Here is a 13540-nt window from a genome sequence, read left to right as displayed (position 1 = left end):
TACCCGAAAACCCAGAGGCTACCCGAAGACCCAGAAGGTCAGGCGGCCGAATCCAAGGTCGAGAAGGCCGACGACGATCATGATGATTGCCACAAAGGCGAGAACCGTCGAGAACATCTGCCCGAGCTCTTCGCGGGTGGGCCGCTGAACCTTCTTCAGCTCGGCGAAGATCTGGCGAATGAACAGGGCGATCCGCGCGAAGACGTTGCGCCTCTTCTTCTCATCGGAGGCCTTGCCTTTGGCTCCTTTGGCCTTCGATGCGCTTGCTGCAGTCACGTGGCGTCCTTCACTCGTCGTGCAATGGAATAAAGGCGGCCCATGGACCCATGAGCCGCCTTGCAGGGTAGGAGGGATTCGAACCCCCAACCGCCGGTTTTGGAGACCGATGCGCTACCATTGCGCCACTACCCTTCGGCTGTTCGCTCCTGACATTATGCCTTATATTATTGGCGTAGTGCCACCAATCTGGAGACAACTCACAAAATTGTACACGTTTGCCCGCTCCGCGTCATCCGTCTGCCCGAATCGCAACGTCCGAACCGCCGGGCCACAGCGTCAAGCGCCCTCCCGCGGTCCGATCGGACCCTTTTTTAGCCCGCCGCGCAGGTGCAGGGCAGGGCTGCCTCCCCGCACGTCGCGCCCTCGCGGGCCGACGACGCCGCGCCTTCGATCTCACAGCGCTGAAACGCGGACCGGCGCGCGCGACGGGGACGAAACGTGCAACCATGGACGCATGAGCAATGACAGAACCCGCCGAGTATCGGCCCGCCTCGCCGCCATCCAAGAGTCCGCGACTCTCGCAGTGGACGCCAAAGCCAAGGCCCTCAAGGCGGCAGGGCGCCCCGTCATCGGATTCGGGGCCGGAGAGCCTAACTTCCCGACGCCCGAGTTCATCGTCGAAGCCGCCGTCGAAGCCGCCCGCGACCCTAAGAACCACAAGTACACGCCGGCCAAAGGCCTCCCCGAGCTGCGCGAGGCCATCGCGGCGAAGACGCTCCGCGACTCCGGCAACGCCGTCGACCCGAACGACGTCATCGTGACGAACGGAGGCAAACAGGCCGTCTTCCAGGCTTTCGCCGCCCTTATCGACGACGGCGACGAGGTGCTCCTTCCCGCGCCGTACTGGACGACCTACCCCGAGGCGATCCGCTTGGCCGGCGGCGTTCCCGTCGAAGTCTTCGCCGGGGCCGACGCCGAATACAAGGCAAGCGTCGAACAGCTCGAAGCCGCGCGGACGGATAAGACCAAGGCCCTGCTTCTGTGCTCGCCGTCCAATCCGACCGGATCCGTCTATTCCCCCGAGGAGGTCCGGGCAATCGGGCAATGGGCCCTCGAATCCGGAATCTGGGTGATCTCCGACGAGATCTACGAGCATCTCGTCTACGACGGCACGCCCATGAGCTACATCTTGAGCGAGGTTCCCGAGCTCGCCGACCGCGCCGTCGTCCTCAACGGCGTCGCGAAGACCTACGCCATGACTGGTTGGCGGGTCGGCTGGATGTACGGCCCGTCCGACGTGATCAAGGCTGCAGCGAACTTCCAGTCCCACGCCACCTCCAACGTCGCAAACGTCTCGCAGCGGGCTGCGCTGGCGGCGCTCACGGGGCCGCAGGACGTGGTGGCCCAGATGCGCGAGGCGTTCGACCGTCGGCGTCGAAAGATGGTCGAGATGCTCGGCGCAATCGACGGTTTCGCCGTCCCCGAGCCGAAGGGCGCCTTCTACGTCTACCCCAACGTCGAGGCGGTGCTCGGCCGCGACGTCAACGGAAAGTCCGCCGCGACCTCGGCCGAGCTGGCGGCGCTCATCCTCGAAGAGGCCGAAGTCGCCGTGGTTCCCGGCGAGGCCTTCGGCCCCAGCGGCTTCCTGCGATTCTCCTACGCCCTCTCCGACGAGGACCTCGTCGAGGGCCTGGGACGGGTGCAAAAGCTCCTCGGCTGACGCCGGAAGCCACAGCCGACGTCCTTCGCGGAGCCTTCGCTGACATCCCGCCGACGTCTCGCAGGAACTTCGACTGACGCCCCTGCTCGCTCTGCGCGACTTCAGCGATGGCGGTAGGCCCGCTCAAGCCACGCCTCGGCCGTCGAAAGGCGGCCGAGGGCGTCGTCGATCCACTCGGCGCCGTCGACCCGCTTCGCCCCGGCGACAAGAGAAAGCACCACCCCGGCCGTGCGCGCGCACAGCGCCACAGGATCTACGGCGTGCTCGCAGGCGTCCCTCCAGATCGGAAGGTCGTCCTGAACGTACGGGTAGGAGTCCGGGGCCAGATGCGGAAGAACACTCATGTGGCCGAGCAGGCAAGCCCAATCGTCGACTCGGTGGCCGGGCCCCAGCGAATCGACGTCGATGATTCCCGTGACCCTCGACGAATCGTGGGATACGAAGATGTTCGCCTCGTAGAAGTCTCCGTGGACCGGAACCAAAGGCCCGGGGTCCGAACTGGCGAGAAGCTCATGGATCCCGTGCGCCACAGCCTCGCAACGGGCGCGTTCCTCGGGCAAAGCGGTTCCGGCGGCGTGCGCGTAATGCGTGGAACGGTCCGCCCAGGCGGGCCGATGGCTGAGCGAGAGGGCCTCGCGCGGCAAAGCGTTCAGCAAGGCCGTGAGAGAGCCGAGCAGAGGGGCCGCGTTTCTTCCCATGCCGCGAGAAATTGCGGTCGAGAGCGGAATTCCGTTGGCGGCGCCGATCACCAGGAGCCCTCGAACGTCGTGGATGAGGACCGGCGGCGCCGGAATCCCCGCGCGGGAGAGCATGATATGGCGTTTCGCCAACGATTCGACCTGCGGGGGGCGCGCGACTTTCGCGTAGCTGACGGAGTTCGCCGCCCGCACCCGGACGACGGCGCGGCGAGTGGGGCGATAGCTCATGAGCTCCACGGATACGGGCATGCCCAAAAGGGCGCTCATATGCTCGGGCGAGCAAGCCAAGAACAGCGCAGGAAGCTCAGGATCGGCGGGGTAGCGCCAAACGGAGAACGTGGAGTCCCCTTTTGACACGTACACGAGCCCCGGGGTGTTGGGGTGGGACAGGCGCGCCGTCGAGGCGCACAGATACTCCTCCACGCGCATGTGGGCGCCGTTGGGGAGTATCCGATCGAGCGTCACCGAATAGCCGGCAGTCACTCCTGCGCCGGGACGATGATGGATCGAATGGACTTCCCACCCCCGTATGACCGCAGGCTGCCCCATGTTCATGAGAGCGCTGCGCAGAATCTCACCGGCGCCGCTGCCGATGAGCAATGCAAGGTCCGCCTTTTCACGGTCCTTCCCGGGAATGCTCATATATAAGTTCTACCGTACAGCGTGGGCCAGCGTGCACGTTAAACACAACATGTTGATATTCGAACAGATTTCTGCTTCGAATCCAAAGTGGTCGACATATCGGTCAAGCGGGCCTCCCACCGCCGGCTCGCAAACCGCCTCGGCACCCGCTCCGGCCTGGCTGAGTTTTGTCGATTTCTGGCTTGATTGCAACGATCCCTCTCTTTATAGCGCCGGCGGGCCGGTTCCCTGCCGACCACGCGTCCGCCCGCGTCGATCTCTCGACCCAGATGCCGATCACGTGCCCAACAAAGTGAGAACAGCGGAAACCCGCCGATGGACTTCGCTGTTGGCGTGCAGACCGAGCTTGGCAAAAATTCTCTGGATGTGCTTTTCGACAGCCCCTTCGGAGACGACGAGGCGCTTGGCGATCGCCGAGTTCGTGTGGCCCTCCGACATGAGCTCCAACACCTCGCGTTCGCGCGGTGTGAGGCTGGCGACGGGATCGTTCCGGCGTCCGCGTCCCATCATCTGTGCGACGACTTCGGGATCGAGGACCATGCCGCCGTTGCCGACCCGATCGACGGCGTCGAGGAAGGAGTCAAGGTCGCTCACGCGATCCTTGAGCAGGTATCCGATCGAGCCGGAGCCCGACGAGAGAAGCTCGGTGGCGTAGCTGAGGACTATGTACTGGCTGAGCAGGAGAATGGGGGCCTCGGGCCACTCCTCGCGGATGCGGACCGCCGCGCGCAGGCCCTCGTCGGTGTGCGAGGGCGGCATTCGGATGTCGCTTACCGTCACGTCCGGCCGCAGGGCAAGGCACCGGGACACAAGCTCGTTCCCGGTGCCGACTCCGCCGATGACTTCGTGTCCGCCGTCGTTCAGGATGAGGGTCAGCCCCTCCCTGAGCAGCACAGAATCGTCGGCTATCAGGATGCGCATGGAATCTCCGCTTCGATTGTGGTCGGTCCGCCTGCAGGCGAGTCAATCTCAAGGGTACCGTCAACCGAACGCAAACGTTCTTCCAACCCCACAAGCCCATGCCCCTTCGACACATCAGCCCCGCCCACACCATCGTCAACAACCGACAAACGCAACACCCCGCCCGACACATCAATCGTCACCACAACAGACGACGCACCCGCATGCTTATTCACATTCACCAAACTCTCCGCCACCACATAATAAGCCGCCGACGCCACATGATCAGGCACAGCCGGAATACCCGCATGAACCGACACAGGAACCACCGACCGAGCAGCCGCCTCCTGAACAGCGGCCACCAACCCCCGATCCACCAACACCGGAGGCGCAATCCCCCGCGACAGCTGACGCAACTCCGCCAACGTATCCTGAGTCTGAACCATCGCCTCATCCAAAATCGCCTGCGCCCTGACCGGATCACTGCCCGCCTGACGCCTAGCCCGAGCCAAATCCATATTCAACCGCACCAACCTCTGCTGCGGCCCATCATGCAAATCCCGCTCCAACCTCCGCAACGCCGCACTCTCCGCCCGACGACCCGCCTCACGCGACCGCGTCAACCGCTCAATATCCGCCCGATCCCGAGCACGCCGCAACAACAACACATCAGCGAAAAGAAGCTGGAGCGTTGCAAGGCCCTTCATAACCGGCGGCGCGGAGACCAGCATGACAAGGCCGACGACAAAGGAAAGGAGGACGTCGAAAAGGAATGGGTGCGGGATGTCGAGAAGCTCTCCCAGTCCGTTGTTCCAGCTCTCGTTAATGTTCTCTAGGATCGTAAGCGATATGGGCGCGGTCAAACCAGCCAGAATTGCGGCCACCCATGTGAGCGCCACGCACCAATTGAGGATCGTGATCGGGAACGAGCCGACAACCCACAGCACGTCGAGCCACGACTGCGGATCGCGCAACGGATACAGAAGCCTGCGGAACCAGTCCATGTCTCCCGGCGTCGGATAGAGGAGGCCGTCGTACGCGCTCTCTCTTTTGAAAAGGCGCAGGATGGGGGGAGAGGTCTTGTCACCCGCAAACGCGCGGTTTATCCAGCGTTGGAGGACGGCGCCGGCTCTGGCGACCATGATTCCCGAGTAAAGGATGGGAAAGCCCACGAAGATGACGGTCAGCGACGCCCCCACGGCGCACAGGACGACGACGAGGATGAAAAGGATGAGATGGAGGGGAAAGGCCAGAAGCATGTAACTCGCGTAAGCCGTCGTCCACCTGAAACGCATAGAAAGACTCTGACGCCGGCCATTGCCTCGGCCTTGCCCATCGCCTCGTTCCACAGTTTCAGCGGCTCTTTCCAAGTGTGAACGGATGTCGCTTGTAGTCATACCTCTACTTTCCCCTGCCGGACGTCGTGCGAACTATCCTGCGGCCCGGCCAACCCTTGTAGGGCCAGCTGGACAGTTTTCCCGCAGCTTCCGAACGGAGCCGTCACGCGCATGGGGTCATCCGTTTTCGCGAGTTTTCTTCGCCGGCGCGCACAAGAATCACACGCATGGAATCTCCGCTTCGATTGTGGTCGGTCCGCCTGCAGGCGAGTCAATCTCAAGGGTACCGTCAACCGAACGCAAACGTTCTTCCAACCCCACAAGCCCATGCCCCTTCGACACATCAGCCCCGCCCACACCATCGTCAACAACCGACAAACGCAACACCCCGCCCGACACATCAATCGTCACCACAACAGACGACGCACCCGCATGCTTATTCACATTCACCAAACTCTCCGCCACCACATAATAAGCCGCCGACGCCACATGATCAGGCACAGCCGGAATACCCGCATGAACCGACACAGGAACCACCGACCGAGCAGCCGCCTCCTGAACAGCGGCCACCAACCCCCGATCCACCAACACCGGAGGCGCAATCCCCCGCGACAGCTGACGCAACTCCGCCAACGTATCCTGAGTCTGAACCATCGCCTCATCCAAAATCGCCTGCGCCCTGACCGGATCACTGCCCGCCTGACGCCTAGCCCGAGCCAAATCCATATTCAACCGCACCAACCTCTGCTGCGGCCCATCATGCAAATCCCGCTCCAACCTCCGCAACGCCGCACTCTCCGCCCGACGACCCGCCTCACGCGACCGCGTCAACCGCTCAATATCCGCCCGATCCCGAGCACGCCGCAACAACAACACATCAGCGACGTAGAACTGGACATTGCCTGCGGCGTTCACCAGATAGGGGCCAAATACCAAAGAAAGCAACCCCATACAGAAGCCGAAGCCAGCATCGAAGAGGTACGGGTGGGGAATATTCAACGCTTCCCCGATGCCTCTGTAGCCGTGATTGACATTACTTACTCCAATAATCCAAAGCGTAAGCGGCTGTGCGAGACTGACGGACGTCATGAGGACCCAGATAAACGCAATGCACCAGTTCGCGATTGCAATGGGAAACGACACGAATACCCATAGCACGTCAAGCCATGACTGCGGATCGCGCAACGGATATAAGAATCTGATTACTTTCCCATCGCTTTTCGGCACCGCGTAGATAAATTCTGGACGCTCCGCGCCGATGGTCTTCTCATTGAGACGACGCTGGGCCGTGGCTCCGAGCCTGGCAACCATGATTCCCAGGAGTATGACCACCACGCCCCCGATCAGCGTCAATCCTCCCCCCAGGGGGATCAAGACCGCCACAGCGATGAAAAATCCCAAATGAATGGGAGCAGCCGACAACATATATGCCGAGTAGGCCACGGCTCGCCCCAAACGCTTCCTGAATGTTCTCCGCTGCCCCGCGACTCGGTATCCATTCGCTTCGGTTGCCTTCACGGCTTTATCGTACGTGGCGCCGCTCGTATTCGAAGGCGGGACCATTTCAACAGTGCTCATATTTTCAACTTTTCCATTCCCGAGGCAGTCCGCATATCTTGCATTCTGGACAATCGGGGTGAGGATAGCCCGACAGCGCGAGAATGCCTGTTCCCGCGAACGATCGGGGCGCCTGAACGCGAGGAGGCGCCGCATCGACTTGCCGGGGCAGCCCGCAGACGATCAGGGTGTCGATCCGGCATCGGAGCATTCAACGTATGGGAAAATGTTGGCGTGCGCGATCTCAACCTCCTCCCCAAGGCGCATCTTCACCTGCACTTCACAGGGTCGATGCGCGTGCACACCCTCGAGCGAATGGCCGAGGCTCAGGGCATACGCCTGCCCGAGGGGCTGACGGACAACATCGCAATCGAGGTTCCGGCAGACCAGCGCGGGTGGTTCCGATTCCAGCGCGCCTACGACGCGGCGCGGAAGACGGTCCGCAGCGAGGAGGCCATGCGCACGATCGTCCGAGAGGCCGCCGAGGACGACGCCGCAGAGGGCTCGCGCCGCCTCGAGATCCAGATCGATCCGACGTCGTACGCGCCCTTCGTCGGCGGAATCACCCCGGCGCTCGAGATCGTCCTGGACGAGGCCGCGACCGCCAGCCGCGCGACCGGCGTGGACGTGGCCGTAATCGTCGCCGCCTCGCGCATCCGCCATCCTTTGGAAGCCCGCACCCTGGCCCGCCTAGCGGCCAAGTACGCCGGGGAAGGGGCGGGGGACGTCGTCGGCTTCGGCCTGTCCAACGACGAAAGGCGGGGCGTCACGTCCGAATGGGAGTCGGCGTTCCGCATCGCGCGAAAGGCGGGGCTGAGGTCGGTGCCCCACGGCGGAGAGCTTCTTGGCCCCGAGCACCTTCGCGAAGTCCTCGACTTCCTCAAACCCACGCGTCTGGGCCACGGCGTGCGTGCAGCGGAGAGCCCCGACGTCCTCAGGCGGGTCATCGACGAGGGCGTCGCCTTCGAGGTGTGCCCTGCCTCGAACGTCTCCCTGGGCGTCTATTCGGAGGCTTCGGGGGTGCCCGTTCGCACGCTTATGGACGCCGGCGCGACGATCGCTTTGGGCGCCGACGACCCGCTTCTTTTCCTTTCGCGCCTGACCGCCCAGTACGAGACGCTTCGCGAGCAAGGCTTCGACGACGCCGAACTCGCCGCCCTCGCGTCTTCGTCGGTGGAGGCAAGCTTCGCCGACGGGGCGTCCAAGCGCACGTGGAAAGCCGAGATCCAGGATTGGCTGGCCGCAGATCCTTCGAACGATGACGACGCGGAGGCACACGGCGCCTGAAACGAAGCGGCGCGCTCCCACGGAAGAAACGAAACGCCAGGAGGTCGCGTGGCCGAAGGTCAGTCCAAGCCACCGATAATCGTCGGTTCGGCCTCCAGGACCACGCCGTAGGCCTCACGCACGCCGTCGCGAATGGTTCGCGCCAGCTCCCGCATCTGGGCGCCCGTCGCTCCCCCGCGGTTCGTCAGGGCGAGCGCATGCTTGGTCGAGAGCGCCGCGGGCCCCGGCATTCCGTAGCCGGCCGGAAATCCCGCGTGGTCGATGAGCCAGGCTGCGGAGGTTTTCACCTGCCCCTCGACTCGCGGGGCGGCCGCGCCGAGGACGGTGCGGCTGCCGTCGCGCAGCCCGTGCTTCGGGGCGTCGTCGGGCAGCCTGGCAGCCTGGGCTTCGCTCAAGACGGGGTTGGTGAAGAACGAGCCGGCCGAGTAGGTGTCTCGATCGGCGTCGTCCAAAACCATGCCTTTGGACCGGCGAAGCTCCACAACCGCGTCGCGCACGGCGACCGAAGGCACGCGCTCGCCCGGCTGCACGCCGAGCAGCTGGGCAAGCTGGGAGTATTGAACGGGCGCGGAAAGCGAGGCGATCCTCAACTGGAAATCGACGTCGAGCACGATGTGACGCGGGCTGGGGCCCCACCCCCCCTTCAGGCTCTTCTTGACGACGGACGTCCGGTAGCCGAATTCCATCTGGGAAAAAGACAGGTAGTCGACCCTGCCGGTCGCGCGGTCGTAAACGCGGACTCCGGCGATCGATCCGCCTGCTTCCTGCCCGTAGGCTCCGATGTTCTGGACCGGGGCCGCTCCGACCGTTCCGGGGATTCCGGAGAGAGCCTCGACTCCCATCCACTCGTTGGCGATCGTGTGGACGACGAAATCGTCCCATGGGGTTCCCGCGCTCACCCGAAGGTTGGCCCCTTCGCACCCTCCCTCTTGCCTGAGGACGATGCTCTGGCGCACGTCGCGCACGACGACGCCGGGAAAACGGCCGTCGGCGGCCAAGACGTTCGAGCCGCCGCCGAGAACCATGACGGGGACTCCTTCGGCGTCTGCCTCGCGGACCGTCTCGACGATCTCCTCCTCGCTCGACGCCTCGACGAGCCGATCGAAGGGGCCTCCCACGGCGAAGGTCGTCAACTCGGCGAAGGAACCGGCTCCGATTCGAGCCCGGGTGGCGGGCAGGGGCGCCGAAGGGACGGGAGGCACTGCTGAATGCTCTGGAACGCTGCAACTCACGGGCTGAGCATACCAAGAGACGAAGGCGCGCCGATGCGGCAGGCACAGCCAAACGGCGGGCACACCAAGCGGCACGGGGTTCTCCTCCCGAGGCGCCCACGGGGTTCGCTTCCTGAGACGCCGGGTTTTCCTGGAGCGTCGGGCCCCCTTGGGCGTGTCGCCGACGGGGTAGGCGCACGAAGGGTTTTCCTGGAGCGCCGGGCCCCCTTTTGCCACAGCGTCTTCTGGGCGTCGGCGCAACCCTGTAAGCCGACGCTTTTGACAGGGCCCCTGGTGGAATTGAATTCGCGAGAGGACGGCATGGCGGAACAGCGCAAGAGGGACGTGGAGCGCAAGGCTACGGGCGCGCGACGGCGAAGTTCGCCTGTGCGCACAGCAAAAGCCCGCGGCCAAAGCCGCGGGCCTCAATCTGCGAGGGCAGAGCGATCAGCGAGTCTCGCGATGAGACGTCGACTTGTTGCACCTCGGACAGTACTTCTTCAGTTGAAGGCGATCCGGCGTATTGCGACGGTTCTTCTTCGTGATGTAGTTGCGCTCCTTGCAGTCCTCGCAGGCAAGGGTGATCTTGGGGCGAACATCCTGAGACTTGCTAGCCACTTTCTAACTCCTCTTGTTTTGTCAACAAAGCGAGGGCCGCTTCGCGACCGTAGCGGGGGCGGGGCTTGAACCCGCGACCTCACGATTATGAGTCGTGCGCTCTGACCAGCTGAGCTACCCCGCCGCATCTCACCTTGCGGTGATAGAGCCCCGAAAGGGAATCGAACCCTTGACCTTCTCCTTACCATGGAGACGCTCTGCCGACTGAGCTATCGGGGCAGCGCGGACAAGCTTATCAACAAACAATCCGGGCAGTGGCCCGGAGTTCGGTGACGCCAATCACGCTCATGCGGTTGACCGCGTGGCGGGTGAGGGATTCGAACCCCCGAAGCTCGCGCGTCTGATTTACAGTCAGATCCCTTTGGCCGCTCAGGAAACCCGCCTTACAATGCTCGGTTTCCCGGACATCGCCAAACGAGATTACCAGGGTGATCCCAGTACATGTCAAATTTTCCGTAGAATGGGAGACGCGAGTCACGAGGCGGGGGCTCCCATTCTCAGAAACGGGAACCGCCGCGCCAAATCAACGAAACATCCCCCGCCGCCGCGGGCGAAAGGAGCATCCATGGCAGATTCGTCCTTCGACGTCGTCTCCGAGTACGACCGCCAGGAAGTCGACAACGCGGTCAACCAAACCGCCAAGGAGATCTCGCAACGCTACGACTTCAAAGGAGTGGGCGCATCGATCGCGCTCTCCGGCGAGACGATCACTATCGCCGCCAACTCCCCCGAGCGGGTTCTTGCCGTCTACGACGTCCTCCAAACCAAGTTCGTGCGCCGCGGGGTTTCGCTCAAGTCGCTCGACGTCGGCGACGGCGAACCAAAGCAATCGGGCAAGGAGTACAGGCTCGTCGGGACCCTCAAGCGGGGTCTGAGCCAGGAGAACGCGAAGAAGCTCTCGAAGCTCGTGCGCGACGAGGGGCCCAAGGGCGTCAAAGTGCAAATTCAGGGCGAAGAGCTGCGCGTCTCATCGAAGTCTCGCGATGCCCTTCAGGAGACGATCTCTCTGCTCAAGGGCGCGGACGTCGACTGCGCCCTCCAGTTCCAAAACTATCGCTGACGAGTTCCAGGCCCGTCGAGGGCGGGCCGACCCATCGCCGACAAGCTCCAGAACTGGAGCGGACACAGCAAGATGAAGCGAAGGAACTCGCGACGAGGGTGCGGCGGGCCGCGCGACCCCACGGGGCCGGCGCGGACGTCAGTACAGCTTCCCGTCGTGCTCCTCGCCCCGCGAAACGGCCGTCATGGTTTCGCGTTCGACGACCTTGATCCGCTTGCGCCCCTCGGCCTCGCCAAGCTCCTTCTCGAAGGCTTCGAGCAGCTCCCAGCCGTGCCAGGTCGTGTACCGCACGCCGCGCTCGTTCAGCAAGGCGACGATTCCTTCCCCGCCGTCGGGGGTTCCCGTCGCGGAAAGCCTGCCGGCGTTCGCGTCCTCAACGAGGTTGGCGATCGTCTCCTGCGCGTCCGACTTGGTCGATCCGATGAGGCCGACGGGGCCGCGCTTGACCCATCCTGTGGCGTAGAGCCCGTCCACGGGCTTCCCATCCTCGACCACGCGCCCTGCGACGTTGGGGATCACGCGTTTCTCCTCGTCGAATGGCGCCCCTTCGATCGGGCTGGAGGCGTAGCCGACCGCGCGATAGACGGCCTGCACCGGATAATCGATGTACTCGCCGGTCCCCTCGACCGACCCGTCGCCCCGAAGCCGGGTGCGCTCCATGCGGATCGCCTCGACCTTGCCGTCGCCGAGAATCGCGACAGGCTGCTGGAGCATGTGGATGTGTATGCGGCGCGAGGCGGTGAGGTCCTCAGGCTCTTGGAACACCCAATTGGTGAGCTGGTCCACGACCTGCTTCGTCATCTTCTTGCTCTCGACGGCCTCCTGCGAAGCGTCGTCGTACTCGAAGTCCTCGGGATAGACGACGATGTCGACGTCGGGGACGCGGCCGAGCTCGCGCAGCTCCATCGGGGTGAACTTGACCTGCGCGGGTCCGCGACGGCCGAAGACGTGGACGTCGCGCACCGGGTTGTCCTTGAGCCGGGCAACGACGTTGCCCGGGATCTCGGTCGGCATGAGGTCTTCGACGTGCTTCGCGAGAATCCGCGAGACGTCCAGGGCGACGTTTCCGACGCCGAGGACGGCGACGTCGGTCGCTTCAAGCGGCCAGTCGCGGGGGAAATCGGGATGGCCGTCGTACCAGGCGACGAAGTCGGCGGCGCCGTAGCAGCCGGGAAGGTCGACACCGGGAATATCGAGCGGGGCGTCGGCGAGCGCACCCGTGGCGACAATGATCGCGTCGTAATGCTCGTGCATTTCGGCCAAGGTCACATCCGAGCCGACATCGACGTTGCCGAGCAGCCGGATGTCCCCCCTCTGAAGAACGTTGTACAAGGCGTCGATGATCGCTTTGATGCGGGGGTGGTCGGGGGCGACTCCGTATCGAACCAGCCCGTAGGGCGCGGGCAGCCGTTCGAACAGGTCGATGGAAACGTCAAGATCGGACTTCGACAGGATGTCCGAGGCGTATATGCCTGCGGGGCCGGCGCCGATCACAGCGACGTTGTAGTGACGTTTGTCCACGTATGTCCTTCCTCGAGAGAGCCGAGGGAAAGCTTATCCCGGAAGGAGCCTCGACGTTGCACTGCGTGGCGCGGCCCACGAAGCTGCGGCGGGGGCGGCGCGCTTTTCGGCGCCGCCCCCGCGTCGGTCAGACGGTTCGAGTGTCCAAGCGAATCACGCCGTACGTCCACCCGTGGCGGTGGTAGACGGCGCACGGCTGCTTCGTCTCCTCGTCGATGAAGAGATAGAAGGGATGGCCCACGAGCTCCATCTCGTACAGGGCCTGGTCGACCGACATGGGTTGCGCCTCGTACAGCTTTTGGCGGACGACGACGGGCGAATCGCCCAACTGGTTCTCGACCTCCTCGCCGGGGACGGTCGGGACCTTGGCCGCCTCCGGGGCCGCCTGCTCCTTGGCCTTGGGAATATTGACGTCCTTCGGCGTCAGCGTCAGCGGTGCGCTCACGTGGGCGTCGGAACGTCGGTGTTCCTTGCGGCGATCACGCGCGCGCCTCAGCCGCTCGAGAAGCTTTCCCGACGCCAGGTCGAGGGCCCCGTACCGATCGGACGCGGCGGCCTCGGCGCGTATGACGGGGCCCTTGTCGATGACGGTTATCTCTATTCGCTCGGAGACTTCCGCCTGGGAGGGATTGGGCTCGTGGGTTATCTCGACGTCGACCCGTTGCGCCCTCGGCGCGAACTGTTCGATCTTCGAGAGCTTCTCGTTGACGTGGGTGCGGAAACGGTCGGAAACTTCGGCGTTTCGACCTTTGACGATAATCTCCACAATG

12 protein-coding genes and 4 tRNA genes are annotated in these 13540 nt (G+C 64.0%); 3 read left to right on the top strand and 13 right to left on the bottom strand.

What is annotated here, in order from left to right; all coding sequences use genetic code 11:
* Positions 1 to 18 precede the first annotated feature (18 nt).
* On the bottom strand, positions 19 to 276 hold the full coding sequence (secE, locus tag A4H34_RS05075) for a preprotein translocase subunit SecE (RefSeq protein ID WP_009199287.1): 258 nt from the start codon (positions 274 to 276) through the stop codon (positions 19 to 21).
* A 63-nt stretch (positions 277 to 339) separates the two neighbouring features.
* A tRNA-Trp gene (locus A4H34_RS05070) sits at positions 340 to 411 on the bottom strand.
* 322 nt (positions 412 to 733) lie between these two features.
* Here A4H34_RS05070 and A4H34_RS05065 point away from each other — a divergent pair.
* On the top strand, positions 734 to 1939 hold the full coding sequence (locus A4H34_RS05065; protein WP_064231283.1) for a pyridoxal phosphate-dependent aminotransferase: 1206 nt from the start codon (positions 734 to 736) through the stop codon (positions 1937 to 1939).
* A 101-nt stretch (positions 1940 to 2040) separates the two neighbouring features.
* On the opposite strand, the gene A4H34_RS05060 is transcribed toward A4H34_RS05065, so the two are convergent.
* The 4 genes from A4H34_RS05060 to A4H34_RS05045 form a co-directional block, all read right to left on the bottom strand.
* On the bottom strand, positions 2041 to 3279 hold the full coding sequence (locus A4H34_RS05060) for a phosphotransferase family protein (RefSeq protein ID WP_009199290.1): 1239 nt from the start codon (positions 3277 to 3279) through the stop codon (positions 2041 to 2043).
* A 276-nt stretch (positions 3280 to 3555) separates the two neighbouring features.
* A complete protein-coding gene (locus tag A4H34_RS05055) occupies positions 3556 to 4200 on the bottom strand; it encodes a response regulator transcription factor (protein WP_009199292.1) in 645 nt (214 codons plus the stop codon).
* Positions 4188 to 5474: a sensor histidine kinase gene (locus A4H34_RS05050; RefSeq protein ID WP_064231282.1), complete on the bottom strand. Its 1287-nt coding sequence runs from the start codon at positions 5472 to 5474 to the stop codon at positions 4188 to 4190. The genes A4H34_RS05055 and A4H34_RS05050 overlap by 13 nt, the downstream gene beginning before the upstream one ends.
* Before the next feature lie 261 nt (positions 5475 to 5735).
* Positions 5736 to 7094: a sensor histidine kinase gene (locus A4H34_RS05045; protein WP_082903075.1), complete on the bottom strand. Its 1359-nt coding sequence runs from the start codon at positions 7092 to 7094 to the stop codon at positions 5736 to 5738.
* Positions 7095 to 7307: 213 nt separating this feature from the next.
* Between A4H34_RS05045 and A4H34_RS05040 the strand changes: the two genes are divergently transcribed.
* A complete protein-coding gene (locus A4H34_RS05040; protein ID WP_009199295.1) occupies positions 7308 to 8360 on the top strand; it encodes an adenosine deaminase in 1053 nt (350 codons plus the stop codon).
* A 59-nt stretch (positions 8361 to 8419) separates the two neighbouring features.
* Here A4H34_RS05040 and A4H34_RS05035 read toward each other — a convergent pair whose 3' ends face one another.
* From A4H34_RS05035 to A4H34_RS05020, 5 genes are all read right to left on the bottom strand, one after another.
* Entirely contained in the window at positions 8420 to 9562 is a 1143-nt protein-coding gene (locus A4H34_RS05035) for a UDP-N-acetylmuramate dehydrogenase (RefSeq protein ID WP_231870958.1), read from the bottom strand.
* A 456-nt stretch (positions 9563 to 10018) separates the two neighbouring features.
* Entirely contained in the window at positions 10019 to 10189 is a 171-nt protein-coding gene (gene rpmG / locus A4H34_RS10670) for a 50S ribosomal protein L33 (protein ID WP_009199297.1), read from the bottom strand.
* A 50-nt stretch (positions 10190 to 10239) separates the two neighbouring features.
* Positions 10240 to 10313: transfer RNA gene (locus A4H34_RS05030), tRNA-Met, on the bottom strand.
* 22 nt (positions 10314 to 10335) lie between these two features.
* Positions 10336 to 10408 (bottom strand) — tRNA-Thr (locus A4H34_RS05025).
* Positions 10409 to 10491: 83 nt separating this feature from the next.
* Positions 10492 to 10572: transfer RNA gene (locus tag A4H34_RS05020), tRNA-Tyr, on the bottom strand.
* Positions 10573 to 10754: 182 nt separating this feature from the next.
* On the opposite strand from A4H34_RS05020, the gene A4H34_RS05015 reads away from it, so the two are divergent.
* Positions 10755 to 11249: a YajQ family cyclic di-GMP-binding protein gene (locus A4H34_RS05015; protein WP_009199298.1), complete on the top strand. Its 495-nt coding sequence runs from the start codon at positions 10755 to 10757 to the stop codon at positions 11247 to 11249.
* A gap of 138 nt (positions 11250 to 11387) precedes the next feature.
* On the opposite strand, the gene A4H34_RS05010 is transcribed toward A4H34_RS05015, so the two are convergent.
* Both A4H34_RS05010 and hpf read right to left on the bottom strand, forming a co-directional pair.
* On the bottom strand, positions 11388 to 12770 hold the full coding sequence (locus tag A4H34_RS05010; protein WP_064231281.1) for an FAD-dependent oxidoreductase: 1383 nt from the start codon (positions 12768 to 12770) through the stop codon (positions 11388 to 11390).
* 127 nt (positions 12771 to 12897) lie between these two features.
* On the bottom strand, positions 12898 to 13536 hold the full coding sequence (gene hpf, locus A4H34_RS05005) for a ribosome hibernation-promoting factor, HPF/YfiA family (protein WP_009199300.1): 639 nt from the start codon (positions 13534 to 13536) through the stop codon (positions 12898 to 12900).
* Between the last annotated feature and the right edge of the window lie 4 nt (positions 13537 to 13540).

The sequence above is a fragment of the Peptidiphaga gingivicola genome, from assembly GCF_001652275.1.
In the GTDB taxonomy this organism is placed as follows: domain Bacteria; phylum Actinomycetota; class Actinomycetes; order Actinomycetales; family Actinomycetaceae; genus Peptidiphaga; species Peptidiphaga gingivicola.
This window is presented reverse-complemented; position numbering and strand designations above follow the sequence as displayed.